Annotated in this window: 22 protein-coding genes and 1 pseudogene; 17 read left to right on the top strand and 6 right to left on the bottom strand. The window is 70.3% G+C overall.

The features are described 5' to 3' along the window. Positions 1–47: 47 nt before the first annotated feature. Positions 48–926 (bottom strand): peptidylprolyl isomerase, encoded by an 879-nt coding sequence (locus tag IEY82_RS20140; RefSeq protein ID WP_189125712.1) that lies wholly within the window; start codon positions 924–926, stop codon positions 48–50. Positions 927–1,112: 186 nt separating this feature from the next. Here IEY82_RS20140 and IEY82_RS20135 point away from each other — a divergent pair, with 186 nt between their 5' ends. The 16 genes from IEY82_RS20135 to IEY82_RS20060 all read left to right on the top strand — a co-directional run bounded on the left by IEY82_RS20135 (position 1,113) and on the right by IEY82_RS20060 (position 17,793). After that, positions 1,113–1,592 (top strand): DUF2231 domain-containing protein, encoded by a 480-nt coding sequence (locus IEY82_RS20135; protein ID WP_189125711.1) that lies wholly within the window; start codon positions 1,113–1,115, stop codon positions 1,590–1,592. 69 nt (positions 1,593–1,661) lie between these two features. Then, positions 1,662–2,915, top strand: coding sequence for a replication-associated recombination protein A (locus IEY82_RS20130; protein ID WP_263648304.1), 1,254 nt, complete (start codon positions 1,662–1,664; stop codon positions 2,913–2,915). A gap of 238 nt (positions 2,916–3,153) precedes the next feature. Then, complete coding sequence (locus IEY82_RS20125; RefSeq protein ID WP_189125709.1) at positions 3,154–3,528, top strand: DUF948 domain-containing protein; 375 nt, start codon at positions 3,154–3,156, stop codon at positions 3,526–3,528. Further along, positions 3,525–3,755, top strand: coding sequence for a hypothetical protein (locus IEY82_RS20120; protein WP_189125708.1), 231 nt, complete (start codon positions 3,525–3,527; stop codon positions 3,753–3,755). The genes IEY82_RS20125 and IEY82_RS20120 overlap by 4 nt, the downstream gene beginning before the upstream one ends. A 17-nt stretch (positions 3,756–3,772) precedes the next feature. Next, positions 3,773–6,445 (top strand): alanine--tRNA ligase, encoded by a 2,673-nt coding sequence (gene alaS / locus IEY82_RS20115; protein ID WP_189125707.1) that lies wholly within the window; start codon positions 3,773–3,775, stop codon positions 6,443–6,445. Between the two features lies 1 nt (position 6,446). After that, on the top strand, positions 6,447–6,929 hold the full coding sequence (ruvX, locus tag IEY82_RS20110) for a Holliday junction resolvase RuvX (protein WP_189125706.1): 483 nt from the start codon (positions 6,447–6,449) through the stop codon (positions 6,927–6,929). A 46-nt stretch (positions 6,930–6,975) separates the two neighbouring features. Continuing rightward, positions 6,976–8,043: an endolytic transglycosylase MltG gene (mltG, locus tag IEY82_RS20105; protein WP_225263411.1), complete on the top strand. Its 1,068-nt coding sequence runs from the start codon at positions 6,976–6,978 to the stop codon at positions 8,041–8,043. A 247-nt stretch (positions 8,044–8,290) separates the two neighbouring features. Further along, entirely contained in the window at positions 8,291–9,448 is a 1,158-nt protein-coding gene (gene mltG / locus IEY82_RS20100; protein ID WP_225263409.1) for an endolytic transglycosylase MltG, read from the top strand. Positions 9,449–9,515: 67 nt separating this feature from the next. Continuing rightward, positions 9,516–10,379, top strand: a complete 864-nt coding sequence (locus IEY82_RS20095) for a shikimate dehydrogenase (RefSeq protein ID WP_189125851.1) — start codon at positions 9,516–9,518, stop codon at positions 10,377–10,379. Between the two features lie 242 nt (positions 10,380–10,621). After that, entirely contained in the window at positions 10,622–11,293 is a 672-nt protein-coding gene (gene infC / locus IEY82_RS20090; RefSeq protein ID WP_229697622.1) for a translation initiation factor IF-3, read from the top strand. Between the two features lie 121 nt (positions 11,294–11,414). Then, the gene (gene rpmI / locus IEY82_RS20085) at positions 11,415–11,609 is read left to right on the top strand and encodes a 50S ribosomal protein L35 (RefSeq protein WP_189125704.1); all 195 of its coding nucleotides are present in this window, start codon (positions 11,415–11,417) and stop codon (positions 11,607–11,609) included. Positions 11,610–11,633: 24 nt separating this feature from the next. Beyond that, positions 11,634–12,017 carry a 50S ribosomal protein L20 gene (gene rplT, locus IEY82_RS20080; RefSeq protein ID WP_189125703.1) on the top strand — a complete coding sequence of 128 codons (384 nt, stop codon included), beginning with the start codon at positions 11,634–11,636 and terminating at the stop codon, positions 12,015–12,017. Positions 12,018–12,136: 119 nt separating this feature from the next. Next, positions 12,137–12,940 (top strand): TrmH family RNA methyltransferase, encoded by an 804-nt coding sequence (locus IEY82_RS20075; protein WP_189125702.1) that lies wholly within the window; start codon positions 12,137–12,139, stop codon positions 12,938–12,940. A 50-nt stretch (positions 12,941–12,990) separates the two neighbouring features. Then, positions 12,991–14,070 carry a sensor histidine kinase gene (locus tag IEY82_RS20070; RefSeq protein WP_225263407.1) on the top strand — a complete coding sequence of 360 codons (1,080 nt, stop codon included), beginning with the start codon at positions 12,991–12,993 and terminating at the stop codon, positions 14,068–14,070. Positions 14,071–14,197: 127 nt separating this feature from the next. After that, positions 14,198–15,238 (top strand): phenylalanine--tRNA ligase subunit alpha, encoded by a 1,041-nt coding sequence (gene pheS / locus IEY82_RS20065; RefSeq protein ID WP_225263462.1) that lies wholly within the window; start codon positions 14,198–14,200, stop codon positions 15,236–15,238. After that, the gene (locus IEY82_RS20060; protein ID WP_189125700.1) at positions 15,238–17,793 is read left to right on the top strand and encodes a phenylalanine--tRNA ligase subunit beta; all 2,556 of its coding nucleotides are present in this window, start codon (positions 15,238–15,240) and stop codon (positions 17,791–17,793) included. Before pheS ends, IEY82_RS20060 begins: the two co-directional genes overlap by 1 nt. A 48-nt stretch (positions 17,794–17,841) precedes the next feature. Here IEY82_RS20060 and IEY82_RS20055 read toward each other — a convergent pair. Then, positions 17,842–18,464 (bottom strand): annotated as a pseudogene (locus tag IEY82_RS20055) (Uma2 family endonuclease). A 90-nt stretch (positions 18,465–18,554) separates the two neighbouring features. Between IEY82_RS20055 and IEY82_RS20050 the strand changes: the two are divergent. After that, positions 18,555–18,788: a hypothetical protein gene (locus IEY82_RS20050; protein ID WP_189125699.1), complete on the top strand. Its 234-nt coding sequence runs from the start codon at positions 18,555–18,557 to the stop codon at positions 18,786–18,788. A 90-nt stretch (positions 18,789–18,878) separates the two neighbouring features. Here the strand turns inward: IEY82_RS20050 and IEY82_RS20045 are convergent, their stop codons facing one another. From IEY82_RS20045 to IEY82_RS20030, 4 genes are all read right to left on the bottom strand, one after another. Next, positions 18,879–20,168: an MFS transporter gene (locus IEY82_RS20045; RefSeq protein ID WP_225263405.1), complete on the bottom strand. Its 1,290-nt coding sequence runs from the start codon at positions 20,166–20,168 to the stop codon at positions 18,879–18,881. Positions 20,169–20,260: 92 nt separating this feature from the next. After that, positions 20,261–20,620 (bottom strand): nuclear transport factor 2 family protein, encoded by a 360-nt coding sequence (locus tag IEY82_RS20040; RefSeq protein ID WP_189125698.1) that lies wholly within the window; start codon positions 20,618–20,620, stop codon positions 20,261–20,263. 50 nt (positions 20,621–20,670) lie between these two features. After that, positions 20,671–21,072, bottom strand: coding sequence for a hypothetical protein (locus tag IEY82_RS20035; protein ID WP_189125697.1), 402 nt, complete (start codon positions 21,070–21,072; stop codon positions 20,671–20,673). Between the two features lie 181 nt (positions 21,073–21,253). Then, positions 21,254–22,915: a class I adenylate-forming enzyme family protein gene (locus IEY82_RS20030; RefSeq protein ID WP_189125696.1), complete on the bottom strand. Its 1,662-nt coding sequence runs from the start codon at positions 22,913–22,915 to the stop codon at positions 21,254–21,256. Between the last annotated feature and the right edge of the window lie 53 nt (positions 22,916–22,968).

Genomic DNA, 22,968 nt, shown 5'->3' with positions numbered 1-22,968 from the left:
GCCGCCTCCCTTCAGCGGGGGAGGCGGCCGTCGTCCTGCCAGGGAGGTCAGCGGACCGTGACCTTCTTGATGATGATGGGGTTCTTCGGCGCGGTGGAGCCGCCGTCGCCGGTGATGTCGTCGTCGTTGACGATGACGCCGTCCTTGGCCACCTTGTCGATGATCTCCAGGCCCGAGCGCACCATGCCGAGCACCGAGAACTGCGGCTCAAGCTGCGCGTTCTCGTCCGACAGCGAGATGGCGAACTGGCTGCTGTTCTGGCCGGCCGCGTCCTGCGGCTGCGTGAGGAACACCACGCCGCGCGTGTAGGGGACCGCGCCGACGGCCTCGTCCTGGAAGACGTAGCCCGCCGTGCCCTGGCCGTCCGTCGGGTTCTTGCCGTCGGCCTTGGCCTTGGGGTCGCCGCACTGCAGCAGGAACAGCCCCGACACCTCAGGGGTCACCAGCCGGTGGCACTTGGTGTTGTTGTAGAAGTTCTTCTTGGCCAGGAAGGCCATCGAGTTGACCGAGCAGGGCGTCGCGGCCGGGTCGACGTCGATGACGATGTCGCCGTGGTTGGTGGCGATGGTCATCGTCTTCAGCTTCATGTTGGGCTTGGAGCCCGGCATGCCCACGTACTTCATCGGGACGTCGGCGGTGTCCCGCTTGTAGGTGCAGGTGACGGGGCCGGTCGCGGTGGGAGCGGCGGTCGGCAACTCCGCAGGCGGGGCCGAGGCCGACGGCGTGCTCTCGGACGCCACAGGGGTGCCGGTGTCCTTGCCGACCAGCGTGGTCGCGGCGAAGATGCCGCCGGCCACCACGACGACGGCCAGTCCCGCGCCGATGAAGGTGTTCCGCTTGGACTTGGCGGACTGCTCGGCCGCACGCTGCGCCTGCCGCTCCTTGTGCTCGCGCGCCAGCTCGCTCTGGCGGTCGTCGGCGCTCACGGGTATGTCCTCCATTTTTGCCTACACATGACCAAACAACTCCGCGAATGCTACCGGCCCTTGAATGTGCTGGACGTAAGTGACGAAAACCGATCAGGGGTGCCGGCGGGCTGCGAATGGCAGTGGGTGGGTGCGAACCATATCGTTCTGCCAGACGTAGTTGAAATGAGAACTAAGGAGCCGCGCATGTTCGACGAGATCCTCGGCCTGCCCGCCCATCCGCTGATCATCCACTTCGCCGTCGTGCTGACCCCCCTCCTCGCCGCCGTCGCCGTGGCCTACGCGCTGCTGCCCCGCCGGCGTCCGGTGCTGTCGTGGGCGGTGGTGCTGCTCTCCCTGGCCGCGCCGGTCGCGGTCTTCACGGCCAGGCAGAGCGGCGAGGCGCTGAAGGCGGCCCGCTTCGCCACCGCGGACGGCCTGCTGGGCGAGCGGATCGCGAGCCACCAGAGCTTCGCCACCCCGCTGCTGCTGTCCGTCGCCGGGTTGTCCGCCGCCGCGCTGCTGCTGGTCTACGGCACCACGTCCGCGCGCGACACGGTCGGCGAAAGGTTCGGCCGCACGGCCACCACCGTCGTGTCGGCCGTGACCGTGGCGCTGGCCGCGGTCGTCGGCTACTACGTCTTCCGCGCCGGGGACTCGGGAGCGAGAGCCGTATGGGCCGTGTAATCTCGCGTTGTGGAGAGTCTGTTCGATTCGGCTGCTGAGGAGGCCACACCCCAGCCCCTGGCGGTCCGGATGCGGCCGCGCACGCTCGACGAGGTGATCGGCCAGCGCCACCTGCTCGGTCCCGGCACCCCGCTGCGCCGGCTCGTCGAGAGCGAGGCGCCGATGTCGCTCTTCCTGTGGGGGCCGCCCGGCACCGGCAAGACCACGCTGGCCTACGTGGTGTCCAATGTCACCAAACGCCGCTTCGTCGAGATCTCCGCCGTCTCGGCCGGGGTCAAGGACGTCCGCGCCGCCATCGACACCGCCCGCCGCGAGCTGGGCATGACCGGCCGCCAGACGGTGCTCTTCGTCGACGAGGTGCACCGCTTCAACAAGGCCCAGCAGGACGCGCTGCTGCCCGCCGTCGAGAACCGCTGGGTCACCTTCATCGGCGCCACCACCGAGAACCCGTTCTTCTCGGTCATCTCCCCACTGCTGTCGCGCTCGCTGCTGCTCACGCTGGAGTCCCTGTCCGACGACGACGTCCGCGTCGTCCTGGAGCGCGCGGCGTCCGACGAGCGCGGCCTCGGCGGCCGCGCCACCGTCGCCCCCCAGGCCCTCGACCATCTCGTACGCCTGGCCGGCGGCGACGCCCGCCGCTCCCTGACCTACCTCGAGGCCGCCGCGCTGCTGACCGGCTCCGGCGAGGACACCATCACCGTCGAGATGGTGGAGAAGGCCGTCGACAAGGCGGCCGTCCGCTACGACCGGCAGGGCGACCAGCACTACGACGTGATCAGCGCGTTCATCAAGTCGATGCGCGGCTCCGACGCCGACGCCGCGCTCCACTACCTCGCCCGCATGATCGAGGCCGGCGAGGATCCCCGCTTCCTCGCCCGGCGCATCGTCATCTTCGCCTCCGAGGACGTCGGCATGGCCGACCCCACCTGCCTGCAGACCGCCGTCGCCGCGGCGCAGGCCGTGCAGCTCATCGGCCTGCCCGAGGGGCAGATCAACCTCGCCCACGCGGTCATCCACTGCGCGCTGGCGCCCAAGTCCAACGCCGTCGTCAAGGCGATCGGCGAGGCAGTCGGCGACGTGCGGCGCGGCCTCATCGGCCAGGTGCCCGGCCACCTGCGCGACGGCCACTACCCTGGCGCCGCCAAGCTCGGCCACGGCGAGGGCTACCAGTATCCCCACGACTTCGACCACGGCCTGGTCCGCCAGGACTACGCCCCCGAGCAGATCCGCGGCCAGCGCTACTACCGGCCCACCAAGCACGGCGCCGAGGCCCCGGTGGCCGACCGCTGGGCCCGGATCCGCGACTTCCTCCGCGGCTCCTGACCCCGGCCCCGGCACGGCGGGCTCATCGGGCACGACCCGGGAGGGGAGGACCCCGGAGGAGCCGCGCCGGCCGGTGGTCGCGGAGCCGCGGGCGAACGGATCGAGGGGGCTCACGACGGGCTGGGAAGGGCCGTGGCCGACGTGGCGGCATGATCAGGGTGTTCGAGCCCAGTAGCCTGGGTGCTCGAACGCGATAGGGTCTTGCCGTTCCGGCGTGGCGTACGAGGGAGATGAGCGGATGCTTACCGCTGGAGAGGTCGCGGCGCTGATCGCGGCCACGGGCTGGATAGTCCTGGTCTGCGTGCTCACCATGGTGCTGATCAAGCTCGCGAGACTGCTCACCGAGACGGCCAGGGCCGTCTCCGACCTGACCAGCCGCATGACGCCGCTGCTCGACGACATGGGCGTCACGGTCAGCGAGACCAACAGACAGCTCGTCGCGGTCGAGGCCATCGCCAGAGACGTCAAGCAGGTCAGCGGGCACGCGGCCAAGCTGAGCGCGGTGACCCAGACCGTCTTCACCGGGCCGCTGATCAAGGTGTCGTCGATCGGCTACGGCGTGCGCCGGGCCATCGAGGCCCGCAGGCAGCCCAGGGGCAGGCGGCGTCCGTGATCAGGCGGCTGTTCTACATCTCGCTCGGCGCGTTGCTCACCCTGTGGGTGGTGCGCAGGCTGCAGGCCCTGCACCCCCAGCACGTCGCCCGCCGCACGGCCAAGGGCGCCGCGGGCATGCTCGCGCAGGTGAGAGACTTTACTTCCGACGCGCTCGGCGAGGCCGCCGACCGCGAAATCGAGTTGCGGGCCCGGTTCGGGCTCGACAACGCTGAAACCGACGACTAACGCAAAGGATGGCCACCATGGAGTCGGCAGAGATAGCGCGCCGCTTCCTGCGCTTCTTCGAGGAGCGTGGGCACAAGATCGTGCCCTCGGCCAGCCTGATCGCTGAGGACCCTACGCTTCTCCTGGTCAACGCGGGTATGGTGCCGTTCAAGCCGTACTTCCTGGGGCAGCGCAAGCCTCCGGCGTCACGGCTGGCCACCGCCCAGAAGTGCGTACGAACCCCCGACATCGACGAGGTCGGCAAGACGACCCGGCACGCCACGTTCTTCCAGATGCTCGGCAACTTCTCCATCGGCGACTACTTCAAGGCCGAAGTGATCCCGTTCGCCTGGGAGCTGCTCACCAAGCCCGAGTCCGAGGGCGGCTTCGGCTTCCCCGAGGACCGGCTCTGGGCGACGGTCTACCTCGAGGACGACGAGGCGTTCGACATCTGGCACACCAAGGTCGGGTTGCCCGCCGAGCGCATCCAGCGCCGCGGCCTGGAGGACAACTACTGGCACATGGGCGTGCCCGGCCCCGGCGGCCCCTGCTCGGAGATCTACTACGACCGCGGCCCCGAGTACGGCCGCGACGGCGGCCCGGTCGCCGACGAGGACCGCTATCTCGAGGTCTGGAACCTCGTGTTCATGCAGTACCAGCTCAGCGAGGTCCGCAGCAAGGTCGACTTCGACATCGCCGGCGAGCTGCCGAACAAGAACATCGACACCGGCATGGGCCTGGAGCGCATGGCGGCGATCCTGCAGGGCGTCGACAACATCTACGAGATCGACACCACCTACAAGATCCTCGACCGGGCGGCCGAGCTCACCAGGACCCGCTATGGCCGTGACGAGCGCGCCGACGTGAGCCTGCGCGTCATCGCCGACCACGTCCGCACCGGCACCATGCTCGTGGCCGACGGTGTCATGCCCGGCAACGAGGGCCGCGGCTACGTGCTGCGCCGCATCCTGCGCCGCAGCGTGCGCAACCTGCGGCTGCTCGGCTCCGGCGACGAGCGCTACATGCACGAGCTGACCGACGTCGCGATCGACGTGATGGGCGAGCAGTATCCCGAGCTCAAGGCCGACGCGCCGCAGATCCACGGGGTCATCGACGCCGAGGAGGCGTCGTTCCTCGGCACGCTCCGCACCGGCACGGCCATCTTCGACGTCGCGGTCGAGGAGACCAAGCGCAAGTCCGGCTCGACCATCTCCGGCGACCAGGCGTTCCAGCTGCACGACACCTACGGCTTCCCCATCGACCTCACCCTCGAGATGGCCTCCGAGCACGGGCTCAAGGTCGACGAAGAGGGCTTCCGCCGCCTGATGAAGGAGCAGCGCCAGCGGGCCAAGGCCGACGCGGCGGCGAAGAAGACCGGCAACGCCGACATCTCCGTCTTCGGGCAGCTGCTGGAGCAGGCCGGCAAGGTCGAGTTCCTCGGCTACGACGAGACCGAGGCCGAGACCACCGTGCTCGGCATCCTCGTCGACGGCGTCGCGGTGCCGGCGGCGGGCGCGGGCGCCAGCGTCGAGATCGTGCTCGCCCGCACCCCGTTCTACGCCGAGGGCGGCGGCCAGCTCGCCGACCAGGGCGTGATCCGCACCGGCGGCGCCGAGGTCGAGATCCTCGACGTGCAGTCGCCGATCGCGGGTCTCGTCGTGCACCGCGGCACCGTCCGCAGCGGCGAGCTCAAGACCGGCGACGAGGCGCAGGCGTCGATCGACCTGGAGCGCCGCCGCGCGATCTCGCGCAGCCACAGCGCCACCCACCTCGTCCACCGCGGCTTCAAGAACGCGCTGGGCGAGTCGGCGGCCCAGGCCGGCTCCGAGAACTCGCCCGGCCGCTTCCGCTTCGACTTCACCGCCGCGGGCGCCGTCCCGCCGAGTGTGCTGCGTGACGTCGAGGACGAGGTCAACGCCGTGCTCATCAACGACCTCAAGGTCAACGCCTTCTACACCTCCCAGGCGGAGGCCCGGGCGATGGGCGCGCTGGCGATGTTCGGCGAGAAGTACGGCGACGAGGTCCGCGTGGTCGAGATCGGCGACTACTCCCGTGAGCTGTGCGGCGGCACGCACGTGCACAGTTCCGGCCAGCTCGGCCTGGTCAAGGTGCTGGGCGAGCAGTCGGTCGGCGCGGGCGTGCGCCGGGTCGAGGCGCTGGTCGGCATCGACGCGTTCCGGTTCCTGGCGCGCGAGAGCGTGCTGGTCGCCCAGCTCACCGAGCAACTCAAGGCCCGCCGCGAGGAGCTTCCCGAGCGCATCGAGGGCATCGTCGGCCGGCTGCGCACCGCCGAGAAGGAGCTGGAGCGACTTCGTTCCGCGCAGGTGCTCCAGGTGGCCGGAGAGCTGGCCTCCCAGGCCCGCGACCAGCAGGGCGTCTCGGTGGTGACACACCGCGCGCCTGATGGCACCGGCGCCGATGACCTGCGTAAGCTCGCGCTTGATGTGCGTGGCAGATTCCCGGCCGACCGGCCCGCGATCATCGTGATCGCCGGTGTTCCCGCCGACCGGCCCGTGGTCGTCGCCGCGGTCAACGAGGCGGGACGCGAGCGTGGGCTCAAGGCCGGGAGACTGGTCGGCGTCGCCGCCAAGGCGCTTGGGGGTGGCGGTGGCGGCAAGGACGATGTCGCGCAGGGGGGCGGCACCCGGCCGGAGGCGATCGGCGACGCGTTGCGGCTCGTCGAGCAGGCCATTGAGGGGCAGCTCGGCTGACATGCGGTTCGGTTCACGGATCGGTGTCGACGTCGGATCCGTCCGCATCGGCGTGGCCCGCAGCGACCCCTCGGGGATGCTGGCCACGCCGGTCGAGACGGTCAGGCGAGGCAAGGGCGACCTCGACCGCATCGCCGTGATCGTCGCGGAGCACGAGGCGATCGAGGTCGTGGTGGGCCTGCCCACCTCGCTGTCCGGCCGTGAGGGGCAGGCGGCCGCGCTGGCGCGCACGTTCGCCTCGGCATTGGCCGTCCGCCTCGCGCCCACCCCGGTGCGGCTCTTCGACGAGCGGCTCACCACCGTCGCGGCCCAGCAGGGGCTGCGCGCCAGTGGCGTACGTGCCCGCAAGCAGCGCGATGTCGTCGACCAGGCGGCTGCGGTCGTGTTGCTCCAGGACGCACTCGACGTCGAGCGAGCCACCGACAGACCACCGGGCAGGCCCGTCGAACCGCCCTCCGCGGCGGCCGGCGGACCGGCCTCATGACGGGGAGCGGCATCCGTCACGGCAGGACCACGCCAGGGGTGGTCGCTTGACCGCACACTCCCCGTCCCGTGGTGACCGGCGGCGCAAGGCCCCGCGCAGGGCGGGGATGCTGGTCTCCGGTGTGGTCGTCTCCGTCGTGGCGCTGGGGGTGGCCGCCTACGCGGTGCTGCAACCGTACGTCGTGCCCGATGATTTCGACGGGCGCGGCAGAGGCAAGGTGACCGTGCGGATCGCGCCCGGCGCCAGCGCGAGCGACGTCGGCGCGCAACTGGCCGAGACGGGTGTGGTGGCCAGCGCCCGGTCCTTCGTCAACGAGACCGTGGCCCGCGCGGTGGCCGACCGGCTCAAGCCCGGCCACTACCGCCTGCGCAGGGGCATGGCCGCGGGAGCGGCGCTGGACCTGCTGCTCGCTCCGGGCTCCCGGATCGTCAGGCGCGTCATGGTGCCCGAGGGCATGCGGGTCGACGAGACGCTGGAGCGGGTCGCCGCGCAGTCCGGGCTGCCGCTGAAGGAGCTGCGTTCGGCCGACCCGGCTCTCGTCGGCCTGCCCGCCTACGCGCGGGGGCTGGAGGGATTCCTGTTCCCGGCGACGTACGAGGTCGAGCCGGGTGCCTCCGCCGTGGACCTGCTGGCCGCGATGACCGAGCGGTTCGGCGCGGCGGCGGCCGAGATCGACCTGGAGGCGCGGGCGGCACGGGTGCACCTGACTCCGCGAGAGGTCGTGATCGTGGCCAGCATCGTGCAGGCAGAGGGCGGGCGTGACGCCGACTACCCGAAGATCGCCCGGGTGATCTACAACAGGCTCGGCGCGAACATGCCGCTCCAACTCGACACGACCGTGCTGTACGCCCAGGGCAGGCGGACGCTGAAGGTCTCCGAGAGCGACACGAAGATCGACTCGCCGTACAACACCTACCTGCACAAGGGGCTGCCACCTGGACCGGTCTCCAGTCCTGGAGAGAAGGCACTGATGGCGGCCTTGCGCCCGGCAAAGGGCAATTGGTACTGGTTTGTTACCACGGATCCGGCGCATAGAATCACCAAATTCACCGACAAAGAGAGCGAGTTCGTGAGATACCGGGAAGAGTTGAACCGATACCTCGGGACTGACTGATGCTCGCCGGGAGACCCCCCATCCCGCAGGGGATCGTGACGATCCCCAGGCAGAGCCCCCGTAGTGGGGCGCGCGCCCTCTCGCCGACTCTCGTCATGATTACTCTGAGTGATCACCGCTGGCCGTGGGTATATGTCCGGCGGATCCCCCCATTCCACTCGGTTACTTCCGGCGGTTCGGTTCCCGGACCTGACACCGCCGGTGCCGTGCCGGGAGATTGGCCACCGCACCTATGAACGAGCTCGACATGGACTTTCTGCTTGGCGCCGAGGACGACGACAATCGTGACCAGCGGCGTACCCGCGGTTCCGGCAGACGGGGGAATCGCAGGCGGCGCAAACGCCGCAACCGGGGTGGATTCATCGCCCCGCTGCTGGCGTTCATCATCCTCGCCGGCATCATCGGCGGCGGTGGCTACTTCGGCTACCAGTGGATCAGCGGCGCCCTCGTGCCCGACGACTTCGCCGGTCAGGGCAAGGGCGAGGTGGTCATCGAGATCAAGGAGGGCCAGAACGCCTCCGACGTCGCGCAGGAGCTCGAGCGCCAGGGCGTCGTCGCGAGCGCCAGAGCCTTCACCAACGCGATCACCAACGCGGGCAAGAGCGACTCGCTCCAGCCCGGCCAGTACACCATGCGCAAGGGTATGTCCGCCGCCAACGCGGTGACGCTCCTCGACTCCGGCAACCGCATGCTCGTCCAGGTGACCATCAAGGAGGGCCTGCGGCTGTCCGACATGCTGACCCAGCTGGCGAAGAAGACCGGCAAGCCCGGCAAGGACTTCGTGGCGGCGGCGAAGAAGACCGGAGGGCTGGACCTCCCGTCCTACGCCAAGGGCAAGCTTGAGGGCTACGCCTTCCCTGCCACGTACGAGTTCCAGCCGAAGACCACGCCGGCCGAGATCCTGGCGACGATGGTCGAGCGGTACAAGCAGGCGGCGGACAAGGTCGGTCTGGTCGATGGCGCCAAACGCCTCGGTCACACACCGCACGAGATCATCACGATCGCCAGCATCATCCAGGCCGAGGCGGGGCGTCAGGAGGACATGCCGAAGATCGCGCGGGTCATCTACAACAGGCTCAACCGGGAGCCGCCGATGACCCTGTCGATGGACAGCACGGTCATGTACGCCCTCGGCAAGTACGGCACCTACGCCTCCATCGAGGAAACCAAGATCCCGTCGAAGTACAACACCTACCGCTGGCCCGGGCTTCCGCCAGGCCCCATCGCCAACCCCGGCGAACACGCACTGGAGGCGGCGCTCAACCCGGCCAAGGGCACCTGGCTGTACTTCGTGGCCCCCGACCGCAAGAGCAACGTCACCAAGTTCGCCACGACCGAGGCCGAGCGCCAGGCGCTGCTGGCGGAGTTCGCACGCAACGAGGCGAAGTACCAGAACGGCGACTGACCCGGGCGCGGGGTGAGCCGCACCTGGGCGGCGGTAGGGTGCTGCTGGTCAAGGAGAGCAGGTGGTCATGCGCGCCGCGGTGATGGGTTCGCCGATCGGGCATTCGCTGTCGCCCTGTCTGCACCGGGCCGCCTACGAGGCGATGGGCCTGGCCGGGTGGAGCTATGAGGCGTTCGAGTGCGACGAGGCCGGGCTGCCCGCCATGCTCGGGCGGCTCCGGCCGGTGCGCGGCGAGATCTCCGGTGACGAGGGAGCCTGGGCGGGCCTGTCGCTGACCATGCCGCTCAAGCGGGCCGTGCTGCCCCTGCTCGACACCGTCTCCGAGTTGGCCGTGGAGGTGGGCGGGGCCAACACGGTGGTGTTCCGCGACGGCGCCGCCCACGGTGACAACACCGACGTTCACGGCATCAAGCAGGCGCTGGCCGAGGCCGGGGTGCCGGCGCCCCGCTCGGCTACGGTGCTGGGTGGTGGCGCCACGGCCGCGTCGGCGCTGGCGGCGCTGCGCGATCTGGGGCTTCCGTCCGCCACCCTGCTCGTCCGCGATCCCGCGAGGGCGGGGGAGACCGCCGAGGTGGCCGAGCGGCTGGGGCTGGCGCTCGCGGTGGAGACGTTCGACAAGCTCGACGTCCGGCTCCAGGTGGATCTGGTCGTCTCCACCCTGCCCGGCGGCGCGGCCGACCTGCACGCCGAACGACTGGCCACCGTGCCCGCCCTGTTCGACGTGGTCTACGCGCCGTGGCCGACCGCGGCGGCGACGGCGGTGCGGGCCGCGGGCGGCACCGTCGTGGGCGGCTTCGCGATGCTGCTCCACCAGGCGGTGCGCCAGGTGGAGCTGATGACCGGCCGCGCCGACGTGCCGGTCGAGGCCATGCGCGCGGCCGGCGAGGCCGAGATCGTCCGGCGGGCGGTCCATGCGGTCCGTTCGGTCTGACGCCGCGCCGGATCGAGCCTCTAGGCGACCTCGGCGGCCAGCACTCCGGGGGGCGGGGAAGATTCGGGGATCCCGCGTGGTTGTGGTAGTGTTGCTCTCTGATCGGTCCGGCATGCCTTGCTGGACGCGCAAGCGGAGGTCTCCTCCCACCTGAGTCGCCGAGAGGTGGCCGGGTCCAGGATCACGCCGGACTTACTCCGGGGAGCTTCAGGCCACGATGCCGAAGAGCTCAGTGGCCCCGCATGCGCGACGTGCGGGGCTTTCGCGTTTCACGCGGAGCTTCCCGGCACGACGAGCACGTAGGGATTCGCAACCTAGGAGGCCCCATCAGCACTGAGCCCCGCATCAACGAGCGTATCCGAGTTCCCGAGGTCCGCCTCGTGGGCCCCAACGGCGAGCAGGTGGGCATCGTGTCGATTCACGATGCGCTGAAGCTCGCCCAGGAAGCCGACCTTGACCTCGTCGAGGTCGCGGCGACGGCTCGACCGCCCGTGTGCAAGCTCATGGACTACGGCAAGTTCAAGTACGAGTCCGCGATGAAGGCGCGCGAGGCGCGCAAGAATCAGGCGCACACGATCATCAAGGAGATCAAGCTCCGGCCCAAGATCGACCCGCACGACTACGAGACCAAGAAGGGTCACGTGGTGCGGTTCCTCAAGGCGGGAGACAAGGTCAAAGTCACGATCATGTTCCGTGGTCGCGAGCAGTCCCGGCCGGAGCTCGGCTTCCGGCTGCTGCAGCGGCTGGCGGAGGACGTCCAGGAGCTCGGGTTCGTCGAATCCCAGCCGAAGCAGGACGGCCGTAACATGATCATGGTGATCGGTCCGCACAAGAAGAAGGCCGAGGCCAAGGCCGAGAAGGCCGCCGCCAAGGCGCAGCGTGGCAGCGAGGAGCCTTCCGCGCAGGAAGCGTGACCCCCGGTTCGGGTTAGCCTTACACCACCCCGAACAGCCACCGGCAGACGAAGACGCCGCGTCCGGGCCGGCCAGCACCGGCCCGGCCACCGGCACGACCGAATTGAGGAGAGACGGCGAAATGCCGAAGATGAAGACGCACAGCGGTGCCAAGAAGCGGTTCCGGCTCACCGGCACCGGCAAGATCAAGCGTCGCCGTGCCAACCGCGCGCACTACAACGAGTGGAAGTCGTCCACGCTGACGCGCCGTCTCAAGAATGAAGTCGTCCTGTCCGAAGCAGATTCCAAGAAGATCAAGAAGCTGCTCGCCAAGTAGCGCGAACCCCCGGGGAGAAGAACTATGGCACGCGTGAAGCGGGCGCTCAACGCCAAGAAGAAGCGCAAGGTCGTCCTCGATCGGGCATCCGGTTACCGAGGCCAGCGGTCGCGGCTGTACCGCAAGGCCAAGGAGCAGATGCTCCACTCGATGACGTACGCCTATCGGGACCGCAAGGACCGCAAGGGCACGTTCCGCCGTCTGTGGATCCAGCGGATCAACGCCGCGGCCCGTCAGAACGGCATGACCTACAACCGCCTGATCCAAGGGCTGCGGCTGGCCAACATCGAGGTCGACCGCAAGATCCTGGCCGATCTCGCGGTGCACGACAGCCAGACCTTCGCCACGCTCGTCGAGGCCGCCAAGAAGGCGCTGCCGGCGGACGTGAACGCGCCGGCCGCGGGCTGAAACACGTGAGGAGCCCGGCCGGGCTCTAGCCGAGGGGCCCACCTGACGGTGGGCCCTTTGCCGTATGTACGGCGAGCAGCAGGGGTACGCCGTGCCGTACCCGCGAACCAGGGGGAAGCATGGCGGGATCCGAGCTGACCAACCTCAAGTCGCCCCGGGTGAAGGCCGCCCGGAGACTCACCAAGCGCGCCTTCAGAGACCAGGACCGCAAGTTCCTGGCCGAGGGCCCGCAGGCGGTGCGCGAGGCGCTCAAGCTCGACGGCGTGACGCTGGAGTTGTTCACCACCGCCGAGGCCGAGCTGCGCCACCCCGAGCTCGTCACCGAGGCGACGCTCCAGGGCGTCCCGGTGCACCGGGCCAGTGGCGAGGTCCTGGCCGAGTTGTCCCAGACCGTGACCCCCCAGGGCCTCCTGGCGGTCTGCCGGCTCGTGCACGTGCCGCTGGAGGAGGCGGTGCCCGCCACGCCGCGCCTGGTCGCGGTGCTCGCGCACGTGCGCGACCCGGGCAACGCCGGCACCGTCATGCGCGCCGCCGACGCGGCCGGAGCCGACGCCGTGGTCTTCACCGACGCCTCGGTGGATCCGTACAACGGCAAGTGCGTGCGCGCCAGCGCCGGTAGTCTTTTTCACCTTCCGGTCGTCATCGGTACACCCGCGGCGGTGGCCGCGCGTCACCTCAGGGAGCGCGGGCTGCGGGTGCTGGCGGCCGACGGCGCGGGCAAGCACACGCTCGACGACGTCGACCTGTCGGGACCCACCGCGTGGATCTTCGGAAACGAGGCCTGGGGTCTGCCGGAGGAGGTGCTCGCCGAGGCCGACGATGTGGTCAGGGTGCCCATCTACGGGCAGGCCGAAAGCCTCAACCTGGCCACCGCGGCGGCGGTGTGTCTTTACTCCTCCGCCAGGTCCCAGCGAGTGCCCTAGGCGGCGGGAAACCCGCTATTGTCGGCCCTGTAGGCGGAGGAGGCGAGGTCGTGCACGGCGCAGACGATGGTCGAGAGCGCACCTCCGTGTGCGTGATCCCCATCGACGAGCTTCCCGACGGCCTCATCGTGACCGATGGTTTCGGCCGGGTGCTGGCGGTCAACCGGGCCGCCGTCCGGCTCACCGGAGTGAGCGTCGAGCGAGCCGTCGGCAAGGACATGGACGAGGTGTTCCCGTTCCGCGACCACGACGGCCGCGACTGGTGGAAGGCCCTCGACCCCGACGGCGGGCTGCGCACCCGCAGCAGGGTCCCGGAGCGGCCGCTCCACCTGCCGGGCGGCCAGGAGGTCTACGTCGCGGCCCGGCTGATCCGCGAGCCCGCCCGGGGCGGCGACGTCGCCCGGGTGGCGATCACGTTGCGCGACGGCGGAGCCCGCGCCCGCCTGGAGCGCAGCCGCGCCGATCTGGTCTCCACGGTCGCCCACGAGCTGCGCTCCCCGCTGACCAGTGTCAAGGGTTTCACCGCGACGCTGCTGGCCAGGTGGCCCCGCTTCACTGACGAGCAGAAGCTCGTCATGCTCGAGACCGTCAACAACGACGCCGACCGCGTGACCAGGCTGATCACCGAGTTGCTCGACGTGTCCCGCATCGAGTCCGGCCGGCTGGAGCTGCACCGCCAGGTCGTCGACGTGCCCGCCCGAGCCCGCCGCGTCATCGCGGGCCGCGTGGCCGCCGGTGAGCCGGAGGACCGGTTCCGCCTCGTCGCCGGCCCCGACCTGCCCGAGATGTGGCTTGACCAGGACAAGGTCGATCAGATCCTCGGTAACCTGATAGAGAACGCGGTACGCCACGGCCGTGGCACCGTGACGATCGACATCCAATCCGTCGGATGGGGAGCTGCCGTGTCGGTGCGCGACGAGGGCGAGGGCATCGAGCCCGAGCTGGCTCCGCGCGTCTTCCGGCAGTTCTGGCGCGGCAACAGCCGCAGGCGCGGCGGCACCGGGCTTGGCCTGTTCATCGTCAAGGGCCTGGTCGAGGCACACGGCGGCACGATCACCGTGCAGCGAGCGCCCGAGGGTGGGGCGGAGTTCCGATTTACCGTGCCCACCGGCACGCCCGACTTCGCCTGAAGCCTGAGTCGGCCGGTGGGCGTCCACCGTTAGACTTTGACCGCTCAAGCCCTGGATACGGAGCTCACTCTTGTCTGACTACGACCCCGTCGAGGTGACACCGTTGCATGCCGACGAGGTGTCCCGCATGGAGGCCGACGCCCTGGCGGCGATCAAGGCGGCCGGCACCCTCGACGCACTCAAGCAGGCGCGCCTGGCACACGCCGGCGACCGCTCGCCCGTCGCGCTGGCCAACCGCGAGATCGGCGCCCTGCCGCCCGCCGCCCGCGCCGAGGCCGGCAAACGTGTCGGCACCGTCCGCAGGGCGATCAACGAGGCCCTCGCCGCCCGCCAGGGCGAGCTGGAGGCCGAGCGTGACGCCCGGGTGCTCGTGGAGGAGGCCGTCGACGTCACCCTGCCGTGGGACCGTCGGCCGCGCGGCGCCCGCCACCCGCTGACCACCATGCAGGAGCGCATCGCCGACACGTTCGTCGCGATGGGCTACGAGGTGGCCGAAGGGCCCGAGCTCGAAGGCGAGTGGTTCAACTTCGACGCCCTCAACATCGCCACGGACCACCCCGCCCGCTCCGAGCACGACACCTTCTTCGTCGAGTCCGGCGAGTCGGGCATGGTGCTGCGCACCCAGACCTCGCCGGTGCAGATCCGCGCGCTGCTGCAGCGCGGGGTGCCGTGCTACGTGATCTCCCCGGGCAAGGTGTTCCGCACCGACGAGCTCGACGCCACCCACACCCCGGTGTTCCACCAGGTCGAGGGGCTGGCCATCGACGAGGGCCTGACGATGGCCCATCTCAAGGGCACGCTCGACCGGTTCGCCGAGGTGATGTTCGGCGAGGGCATCTCCACTCGGTTCCGGCCCAACTACTTCCCGTTCACCGAGCCGTCGGCCGAGATGGACCTCAAGTGCTTCGTCTGCCGCGGCGCCTCGGCGGTCCCCGGCAACCCGCCCTGCCGCACCTGCAAGTCGGAGGGCTGGATCGAGTGGGGCGGCTGCGGGATGGTCAACCCGCGCGTGCTGATCGCCTGCGGGGTCGACCCGTCGAGATATTCGGGCTTCGCCTTCGGCATGGGCATCGAGCGGACACTGATGTTCCGCCACAACGCCGAGGACATGCGCGACATGGTCGAGGGAGACGTGCGCTTCACGCTCCCGTTCGGAATGGAGATCTGATGAGGGTCCCGCTCTCCTGGCTGCGGGAGTATGTCGATCTCCCGGCGGTCACGGCGCACGAGGTGGCCGACAGGCTCACCGCGGCCGGGCTCAAGCTGGAGTCGATCACCTCGCATGGCCACGACGTCAAGAACGTCGTCGTCGGCGAGGTGCTCGAGGTCGAGGAGCTCACCGGCTTCAAGAAGCCGATCAGGCACTGCAAGGTCGAGGTCGGCGAGGCCACGCCACGCGAGATCGTCTGCGGCGCCACCAACTTCGCCGCGGGTGACCGCGTGCCGGTCGTGCTGCCGGGCGGCGTGCTGCCCGGCGGGTTCGAGGTGGGCGCGCGCAAGACCTACGGCCGCATGTCCGAGGGCATGATCTGCTCCGAGCGCGAGCTAGGGCTGGGCGACGACCACCACGGCATCATGGTGCTCCCGGCCGACACGCCGATCGGCGCCGACGTGGTCGAGTTGCTCGGTCTGCGCGACGACGTGATCGAGCTGGAGATCACCCCGGACATCGGCTACGCGCTGTCCATCAGGGGCGTGGCGCGCGAGGCGGCGACCGCGTTCGGCGTGCCGTTCCACGACCCCGCCGACGTCGAGCTGCCCGAGGAGACCGGGCAGGCGTGGCCGGCGTCGATCGCCGACCCGACCGCCTGCGACAGGTTCGTGCTGCGTGAGGTCCGCGGTTTCGACCCGTCCGCGCAGAGCCCGTTGTGGATGCGCGTACGACTGACGCGGGCCGGGATGCGGCCGGTGTCGCTGGCCGTCGACATCACCAACTACCTGATGCTGGAGCTCGGCCAGCCGCTGCACGCCTTCGACCGCGGCAGGCTCACCGGTGAGATCGTCGTGCGCCGGGCCCGGCCGGGCGAGACCCTTGAGACGCTCGACCACGTGGTGCGCGAGCTCGACCCCGACGACATCCTGATCACCGACCAGTCGGGCCCGATCTCGATGGCCGGCACGATGGGCGGGCTCGAGACCGAGATCTCCGACACCTCGACCGACATCGTCATCGAGGCCGCGCACTTCTCGGCCACCGGCATCTCCCGTGAGTCGCGCAGGCACAACCTGGTGTCCGAGGCGTCCAAGCGGTTCGAGCGCGGCGTCGACCGGGAGCTGCCGCTGGCCGCCTCCTGGCGGGCTGTGCGACTGCTGGCCGAGCTGGGCGGCGCGACCGTGCAGCCCGGCGTCACCCACGCCGAGGTAGGCGTGCGCCCCGCCCGCATCGCGATCCCGTCGAGCCACCCGGGCGACGTCGCGGGCATCGCCTACGCCAAGGAGACCGTCGTCCACCGGCTGGAGCAGGTCGGCTGCACGGTGACCGACGGAGACGACCCCGCCGTGCGCACGGGCGGCGTCGACCCGACCGGCGTCGTGACGGGCGGCGAGCTGGCGGCCAGGCTGGCGGTCACCGGTGACGACATGATCACCGTGACGCCGCCGTCCTGGCGGCCCGACCTCACCGACCCCAACGACCTGGCCGAAGAGGTCATCCGGCTGGAGGGCTACGAGAGCCTGCCGTCGGTCCTGCCCAAGGCCCCGGCCGGGGCCGGGCTGACCGAGGGGCAGCGGCTGCGCAGGCGCGTCGGCCGGGCCCTGGCCGCCGCCGGCTACGTCGAGGTGCTGGCCTACCCGTTCATCAGCGAAGCCGACTTCGACAACCTGCAGTTGCCCGCCGACGACGCTCGCCGCCGGGCGATGCGGCTGGCCAACCCGCTGGCCGAGGACGAGCCGCTGATGCGCACCACGCTGCTGCCGGGCCTGCTCAAGACCCTGGTCCGCAACGTCGGCCGTGGTTTCCCCGACGTGGCGCTGTTCGAGTCGGGCGCGGTCTACCGGCCGCGCGAGGGCGCCCCCCGCACCGCGCCGGTGCTCGGCGTCGAGCGCGAGCCCACCGCCGACGAGCTGGCCTCGGTCGAGGCGGCCCTGCCCGACCAGCCGCACCGCGTGGCGGTCGTGCTCGCGGGTGAGTTCGACCGGTCCGGCTGGTGGGGGCCGGGGCGGCAGGAGTGCTGGGCCGACGCGGTGCGGGCCGCGCAGCTCGTGGCCGTCGAGGCGGGTGTCGAGCTGTCCGTCACCGCCGACCAGCACGAGCCGTGGCATCCCGGCCGGTGCGCGGCCCTCTACTCCGGTGACACGCTCGTCGGCCACGCCGGTGAGCTGCACCCGCGTGTCATCGAGGCGTACGGCCTGCCGCCGCGCACCTCGGCGATGGAGCTGGAGCTGTCGAGGATCGAGCGCGCCATGCCGGGCCCGGTCGAGGCGCCCAGGGTGTCGGCCTATCCGGTCGCGACGCAGGACGTGGCGCTCATCGTGCCCGACTTCACGCCGGTCGCCGATGTGGAGGCGGCGCTCCGCGACGGCGCCGGTGAGCTGCTGGAGTCGATCCGGCTGTTCGACGTCTACACCGGTGAGCAGGCGGGCGAGGGCAACAAGTCGCTCGCCTACACGCTGCGTTTCCGCGCCGCCGACCGTACGTTGACGGCCGAGGAGACGACCGCGGCCCGCGACGCCGCCGTGGCGCTGGCCGCCGACCGGGTGGGCGCCCACCTGCGGGGCGTCTGAGCATACGAAAGGTCCGGTACGCGTGGCGTACCGGACCTTTCGTCGTTCTCAGAGCCGGTCGATCGCGGTGAGGTCGATGTCGATGTCGAACGGCACCGTCACCTTGAGCCGGTCGTGGAAGATCCCGGTGGGCACGTACGTAGCGGTGACGGAGTCGAGCTCGTACACGTAGACGACCGGCTGGCCGGAGTTGTTCTCGACGCGCCAGAAGTGGGGGATGCTGGCCTCGGCGTAGAGAGTCGGCTTCCGTTTACGGTCGCGCGTCCTTGATTCGGGCGAGACGACTTCGACGACGAGCGTCACATCCTTGGCCCGATGGAAGGTCTGCTCGCGGCTGTGCTCGGCGTCGGCGCGGATGACACTGATGTCGGGCTCCGGCCGTTGGCTCTCATTGAGGATGAGACTCATCTCCCGCCGCACGCGCACATCGGTTGGCGGCATGCGGCGCAGCTCAGCCTCGAACAGCGACACCGCGAGCGTGTGGAAGGAGCTTGAGGACGCACGAAGACCAAGCTTCCATCAATCAACTCTGTGTGTGCAGGCAATTGCGGAATGCGATCGAGGTCCTCCGCGGTGAAACCTTGAGGTGGCGGAAAGATCCAGTCGGGTAGCGAAGATGGCTCCGTATCCGGGCTCACCGTTTCATCCAGGCTCACCGCTTCGGCCGTCATGGTTCTGCGGTAGCAAGCTACCGCAGTCACGTTCTGTGAACGAGCACGTACAGGCTTTTAGCGGCAGCGAGCGCTGGCAGAATGCGAGGTATGAGGCAGCTACTCGTGTTCGCCGAGCGGGACGACGCACAGGAGGTCGCGGAGACGCTGGCCGAGTTGTTTCCGGCGCTCGGGGTCCCGCGGGTGGTGCGGGAGACGCTCGCGGGCGAGGACGACGCCGAGGACGCGCAGTGGCTGGTCGTGGCCGAGGGGCTCGATGAGGAGATCCTGCCCGAGGTGGATGAGCTGGTCGAGCGCTACGCGGGCTGGCGGGAGCCGGGCTGAACCCGGCGCCATCATGGGGCGAAACGGCGCGAACCAGCATCAACCAGGGCGGGCCGGCGGCGAGACGGAGCGGTCACCGTCGCCGCGCAGTCAGGCGGTCGCCTCGGCGCGGCGAGCCTTCTCGGCCAGCGCGTGTTCGTCGGTGCGGGCGTCATAGGTCCTGAACGCGGGCAGCGCCACGGCCATCGCGGCGACGGCCGCCACGCACAGCAGACCGCCCACGCCCAGCGAGAACCTGGCCCCGCCGGCCTGCGCCATCAGCCCGGCTCGGGCGTTGCCCAGCATCGGGCCGCTGGCGTAGGAGAGCAGCTCGATGCCCGCCAGCCGGCCGCGCAGCTCGTGGGGGATCGTCTGGTTCCACATCGTCATCCTGAAGATGCCGCTCACCATGTCGGCGGCGCCCGCGAGCGCCAGGCACGCGAACACCCCCCAGATGGTGGGCATCAGCGCGGCCAGCGCCACCGACACGCCCCACAGCACGGCGGCGACGATCACGCCGAGCCCCTGGCGGTGCACCCGCGAGGTCCAGCCGCCGGTCAGCGAGGCCAGCAGGGCCCCGACCGCGCCGGCCGAATAGAGCAGCCCGAGCGCCTGCGGCGCGCCCATCTGGTCGGCCAGGAACGGGAAGAGCGCCGTCGACATGGCGAACACCATGGCCGCGATGTCGACCAGGTAGGTGCCCATCAGGTCGCGGCGCCCGACGGCGTAGCGCACGCCCTCGACCAGTGAGCGCAGCGACGCCGGCGCGGCGTTGTCGGCGGGCGGCAGCGAGCTCATCCGCCAGAGCAGCGCCAGCGACAGCAGGAAGCTGACCGTGTCGAGGCCGTAGGCCAGGGCGGTGCCGAACGACACGACGAGCAGGCCGCCGAGCGCGGGCGCGACGATGGCGCCGAAGTTCCAGCGCAGGCTGGTGAGCACGGCGGCGGCGGCGAGCTGGTCGTGCCGCACGACCTGCGGGATCATCGCCTCCAGGCTGGGCCGCTGCAGGCAGGCGATGCCCGTGGCCAGTGCGCCGACCACGTACAGGACCCAGACCTGGGGGGCGGGCGACAGTGAGTTGAGCATCAGCATCGCCGAGGTGACGGCCAGGCCGACCTCGCTCAGCAGGATGACCTTGCGCCGGTCGACGGCGTCGGCGATCGCGCCGCCCCACAGGCCGCAGACCACCATCGGCACGAACTCGGCCAGGCTCACCAGACCGACCGCGACGTAGGAGCCGGTGAGCTCCTTCATCTGGTAGGGCACGGCCACCAGGGTGATGAACGTGCCGAACATGGTGACGACGCCCGACACCATCAGTAGCCGGTAGTCACGGGAGTCGCGGAGCGGGCCCAGATCCGGCACGAGGCGCCGGATCAGGTGTCTGAGTCGTTCGGGCACGGGCTCACCTTGTCCGGGTGAGACGGGGCTGGGCAACTGCTTTTCGCACGGCGAAAGAGGCCCCGTCCGGAGCCCCTTTCCCGGTGGAGAGGTCAGGCGGTGGGGAGCTTGTCCAGGAAGCCCAGCACCCTGGCGATCCGGCCGTCCTCGGCCAGCTCCACCACGTCGAACCCGACGGCCACCGCCTCCTCGCCCGCGGGGCCCAGATGCCAGGTGAACCTGGCGATCCGGTGATGGGCGTCGTACACCTCGCCCGGGGTGAAGACGAAGCCGGGGAACATGCCCTGCGCGCCCTCGATGACGGCGGCGATCCCGGCATGGCCGGCGACGTCGGCCAGCGGGTCGGTGTAGGTGGCCTCCTCGGTCCACAGCTCGGCCACGAGCTTGGCGCGGGCGTCGGCGTCGGTCTCGTTCCAGGCGGCGACGTAGCGTTCGACCAGGTTGTCAGTCATGATGTTCCGTCCTTTGCAATGAATTCTCGGGCTATCGGTACGGGGTGCTGTCAGCGCAGCCTGCGCAGGCCGACGAGCTGTACGGCGGCGAACAGGCCCACGACCAGGGCCTGGGCCACCGCCCACAGCGCGCCGATCGTGGTGAACCCGATCAGCCCGGTCACCACGGCCAGCACGCTGCCGATGGCCCAGGCGGTGTTCAGCACGATCACCGCCATGGTGGCCGCCGGGTTGACCTCCTTGCGCGCGGCCAGCAGGCCGACACCCAGGGCGTACACGAGCAGGAAGGCGCCGATCCCGCGCAGCGGGGCCGTGCCCGGGCCGAGCAGGTCGCTGAGCAGGGCCGCGCCGGCGAGGTAGCCGAGGCCGTTGACCCCGGTGACGACGGCGTCGAGGCCCAGCGCCAGGCGCAGAAACCGGGTGCGGTCAGTGGTGACGGTCAGATCGGTCATCTTCGGGCTCCTTGTACCGGCAATTCCGACAAAGGAGAAGGTGTCATCCCGCCGGTCGTCGGCGCGATTACGCGCCAGGTAATGAGCCCGGCTATGTCTGGCTCGACCTGGGAGGATTCCCGGGAGATGGGCGCAGCCAAAAGGCCGCCGGACGGATCCGGCGGCCTCGGGGCGGAGTGGGCTAGGAGCCCAGGATCTCCCTGCGCAGATGGGTCTTGAGGATCTTGCCGCCGGGGTTGCGCGGCAGCTCGCCGTCGCGGAACCAGACGTGCACCGGGATCTTGAACTTGGCGATCCGGCCGGCCAGGAACTCCTGCAGCTCGGCGGGGGTGACCGACGCTCCGGGGACGAGGCGGACGACGGCTCCGACCTCCTCGCCGAGCTCGTCGTGCGGCACGCCGATCACCGCCGCGTCGTCCACCGCCGGATGCTCGAACAGCGCGGCCTCGACCTCGGCGCAGTAGACGTTCTCGCCGCCCCTGATCACCATGTCCTTGGCCCGGTCCACGATGTAGACGAAGCCGTCCTCGTCGATCTTGGCCAGGTCGCCGGTGTGCAGCCAGCCGTCGATGAACGTCTGCGCGGTCGCCTCCGGCTTGTTCCAGTAGCCGAGGATCACGTTCGGCCCCCGGACGCATAGTTCGCCCACCTCGCCGGGGGGTAGCTCTGTCCCCATGGGATCGACCACCCGCACGTCGACCACCGCCGAGGGCAGTCCGATGCTGTCGGGCCTGGCGTGGTAGTCGGCGCCGCCGTTGCCGATGGCCAGCGCGGTGGTCTCGGTCATGCCGTAGCCGTTGGACGGCGCCCGGTTGGGAAGGTTCTGGGTGATGCGCTCCAGCAGCTTGGGCGGAGCCGGCGCCCCGCCGTAGCCGAGGGTGGTCAGCGACGACAGGTCGTACTTGCCGAAGTCGGGGTGCGACATGAGCTGCCAGGCGTTGGTCGGCACGCCGATCATCGTGGTGATCCGCTCGCGCTCGATGAAGCGCAGCGCCTGCTCGGGGTCCCACTTGTACATGAGCGCCAGCCCGCCGCCGGTGAACATCGTCGTGGTCAGCCCCGAGAAGCAGCCGGTGACGTGGAACAGCGGCACGGTCAGCAGCGTCACGCGCCGCACGCCGGCCACCTCGCCGGGGTCCCTGCCCGCCATCGCCACCGCGCGCATCAGGCCGTAGGCGACCGTCATCGGCGACTGGCCGAGGTTGCGGTGGCTGCCCAGCGCGCCCTTGGGCTGCCCGGTCGTGCCGGAGGTGTAGAAGATCGTGGCCGGGTCCTCGGGGGACAGGTCGACCTCGGGCAGGGTCACCTCCGCGGCGACCTCGCCCAGCACGTCCTCGAACGCGCGCGCGCCCTCGGGCGCCTCACCTCGGGCCACGATGAGCGGCACGCCCGTCGCCGCCAGCCGGGCGGCCCGCTCGCCGTCGGCGATCAGCACCTTGGCGCCCGAGTCGCCGACGCCGTAGGCCAGCTCGGGCTCCGTCCACCATGCGTTGAGAGGGACGGCGACGCCTCCGGCGGCCAGCACGGCCGAGAAGGAGATCACCCATTCGGGGTAGTTGCGCATCGCCACGGCCACCCGGTCGCCCTTGGCGACGCCGTACTCGTCGACCAGCCGGTTGGCCAGGGTGGCGGCGCGGCGGTAGTGCTCCTCGAAGGTGATGTGCTCGTCCTCGTAGATGAGGAAGACCTTGTCGCCGTGGAAGCGGCTCATTTCGAGCAGGGCGCGAAAGTGTCCGGGGGCGTGTTTCCAGGTCCGCACCCCGGTGTCGCCGATCTCTTCGATCTCGAAAAGCTGGCCCGGTCCCGTGAGCTGGGCCTGGACCTCGGCATGAGTGACGGTCATGCGTACAACTCCCGAAGTGGACGGCTGTTGGATAAATCACAGTACCGACCGGC

This window comes from Nonomuraea cavernae (genome assembly GCF_014646355.1).
GTDB lineage: Bacteria > Actinomycetota > Actinomycetes > Streptosporangiales > Streptosporangiaceae > Nonomuraea > Nonomuraea cavernae.
This window is presented reverse-complemented; position numbering and strand designations above follow the sequence as displayed.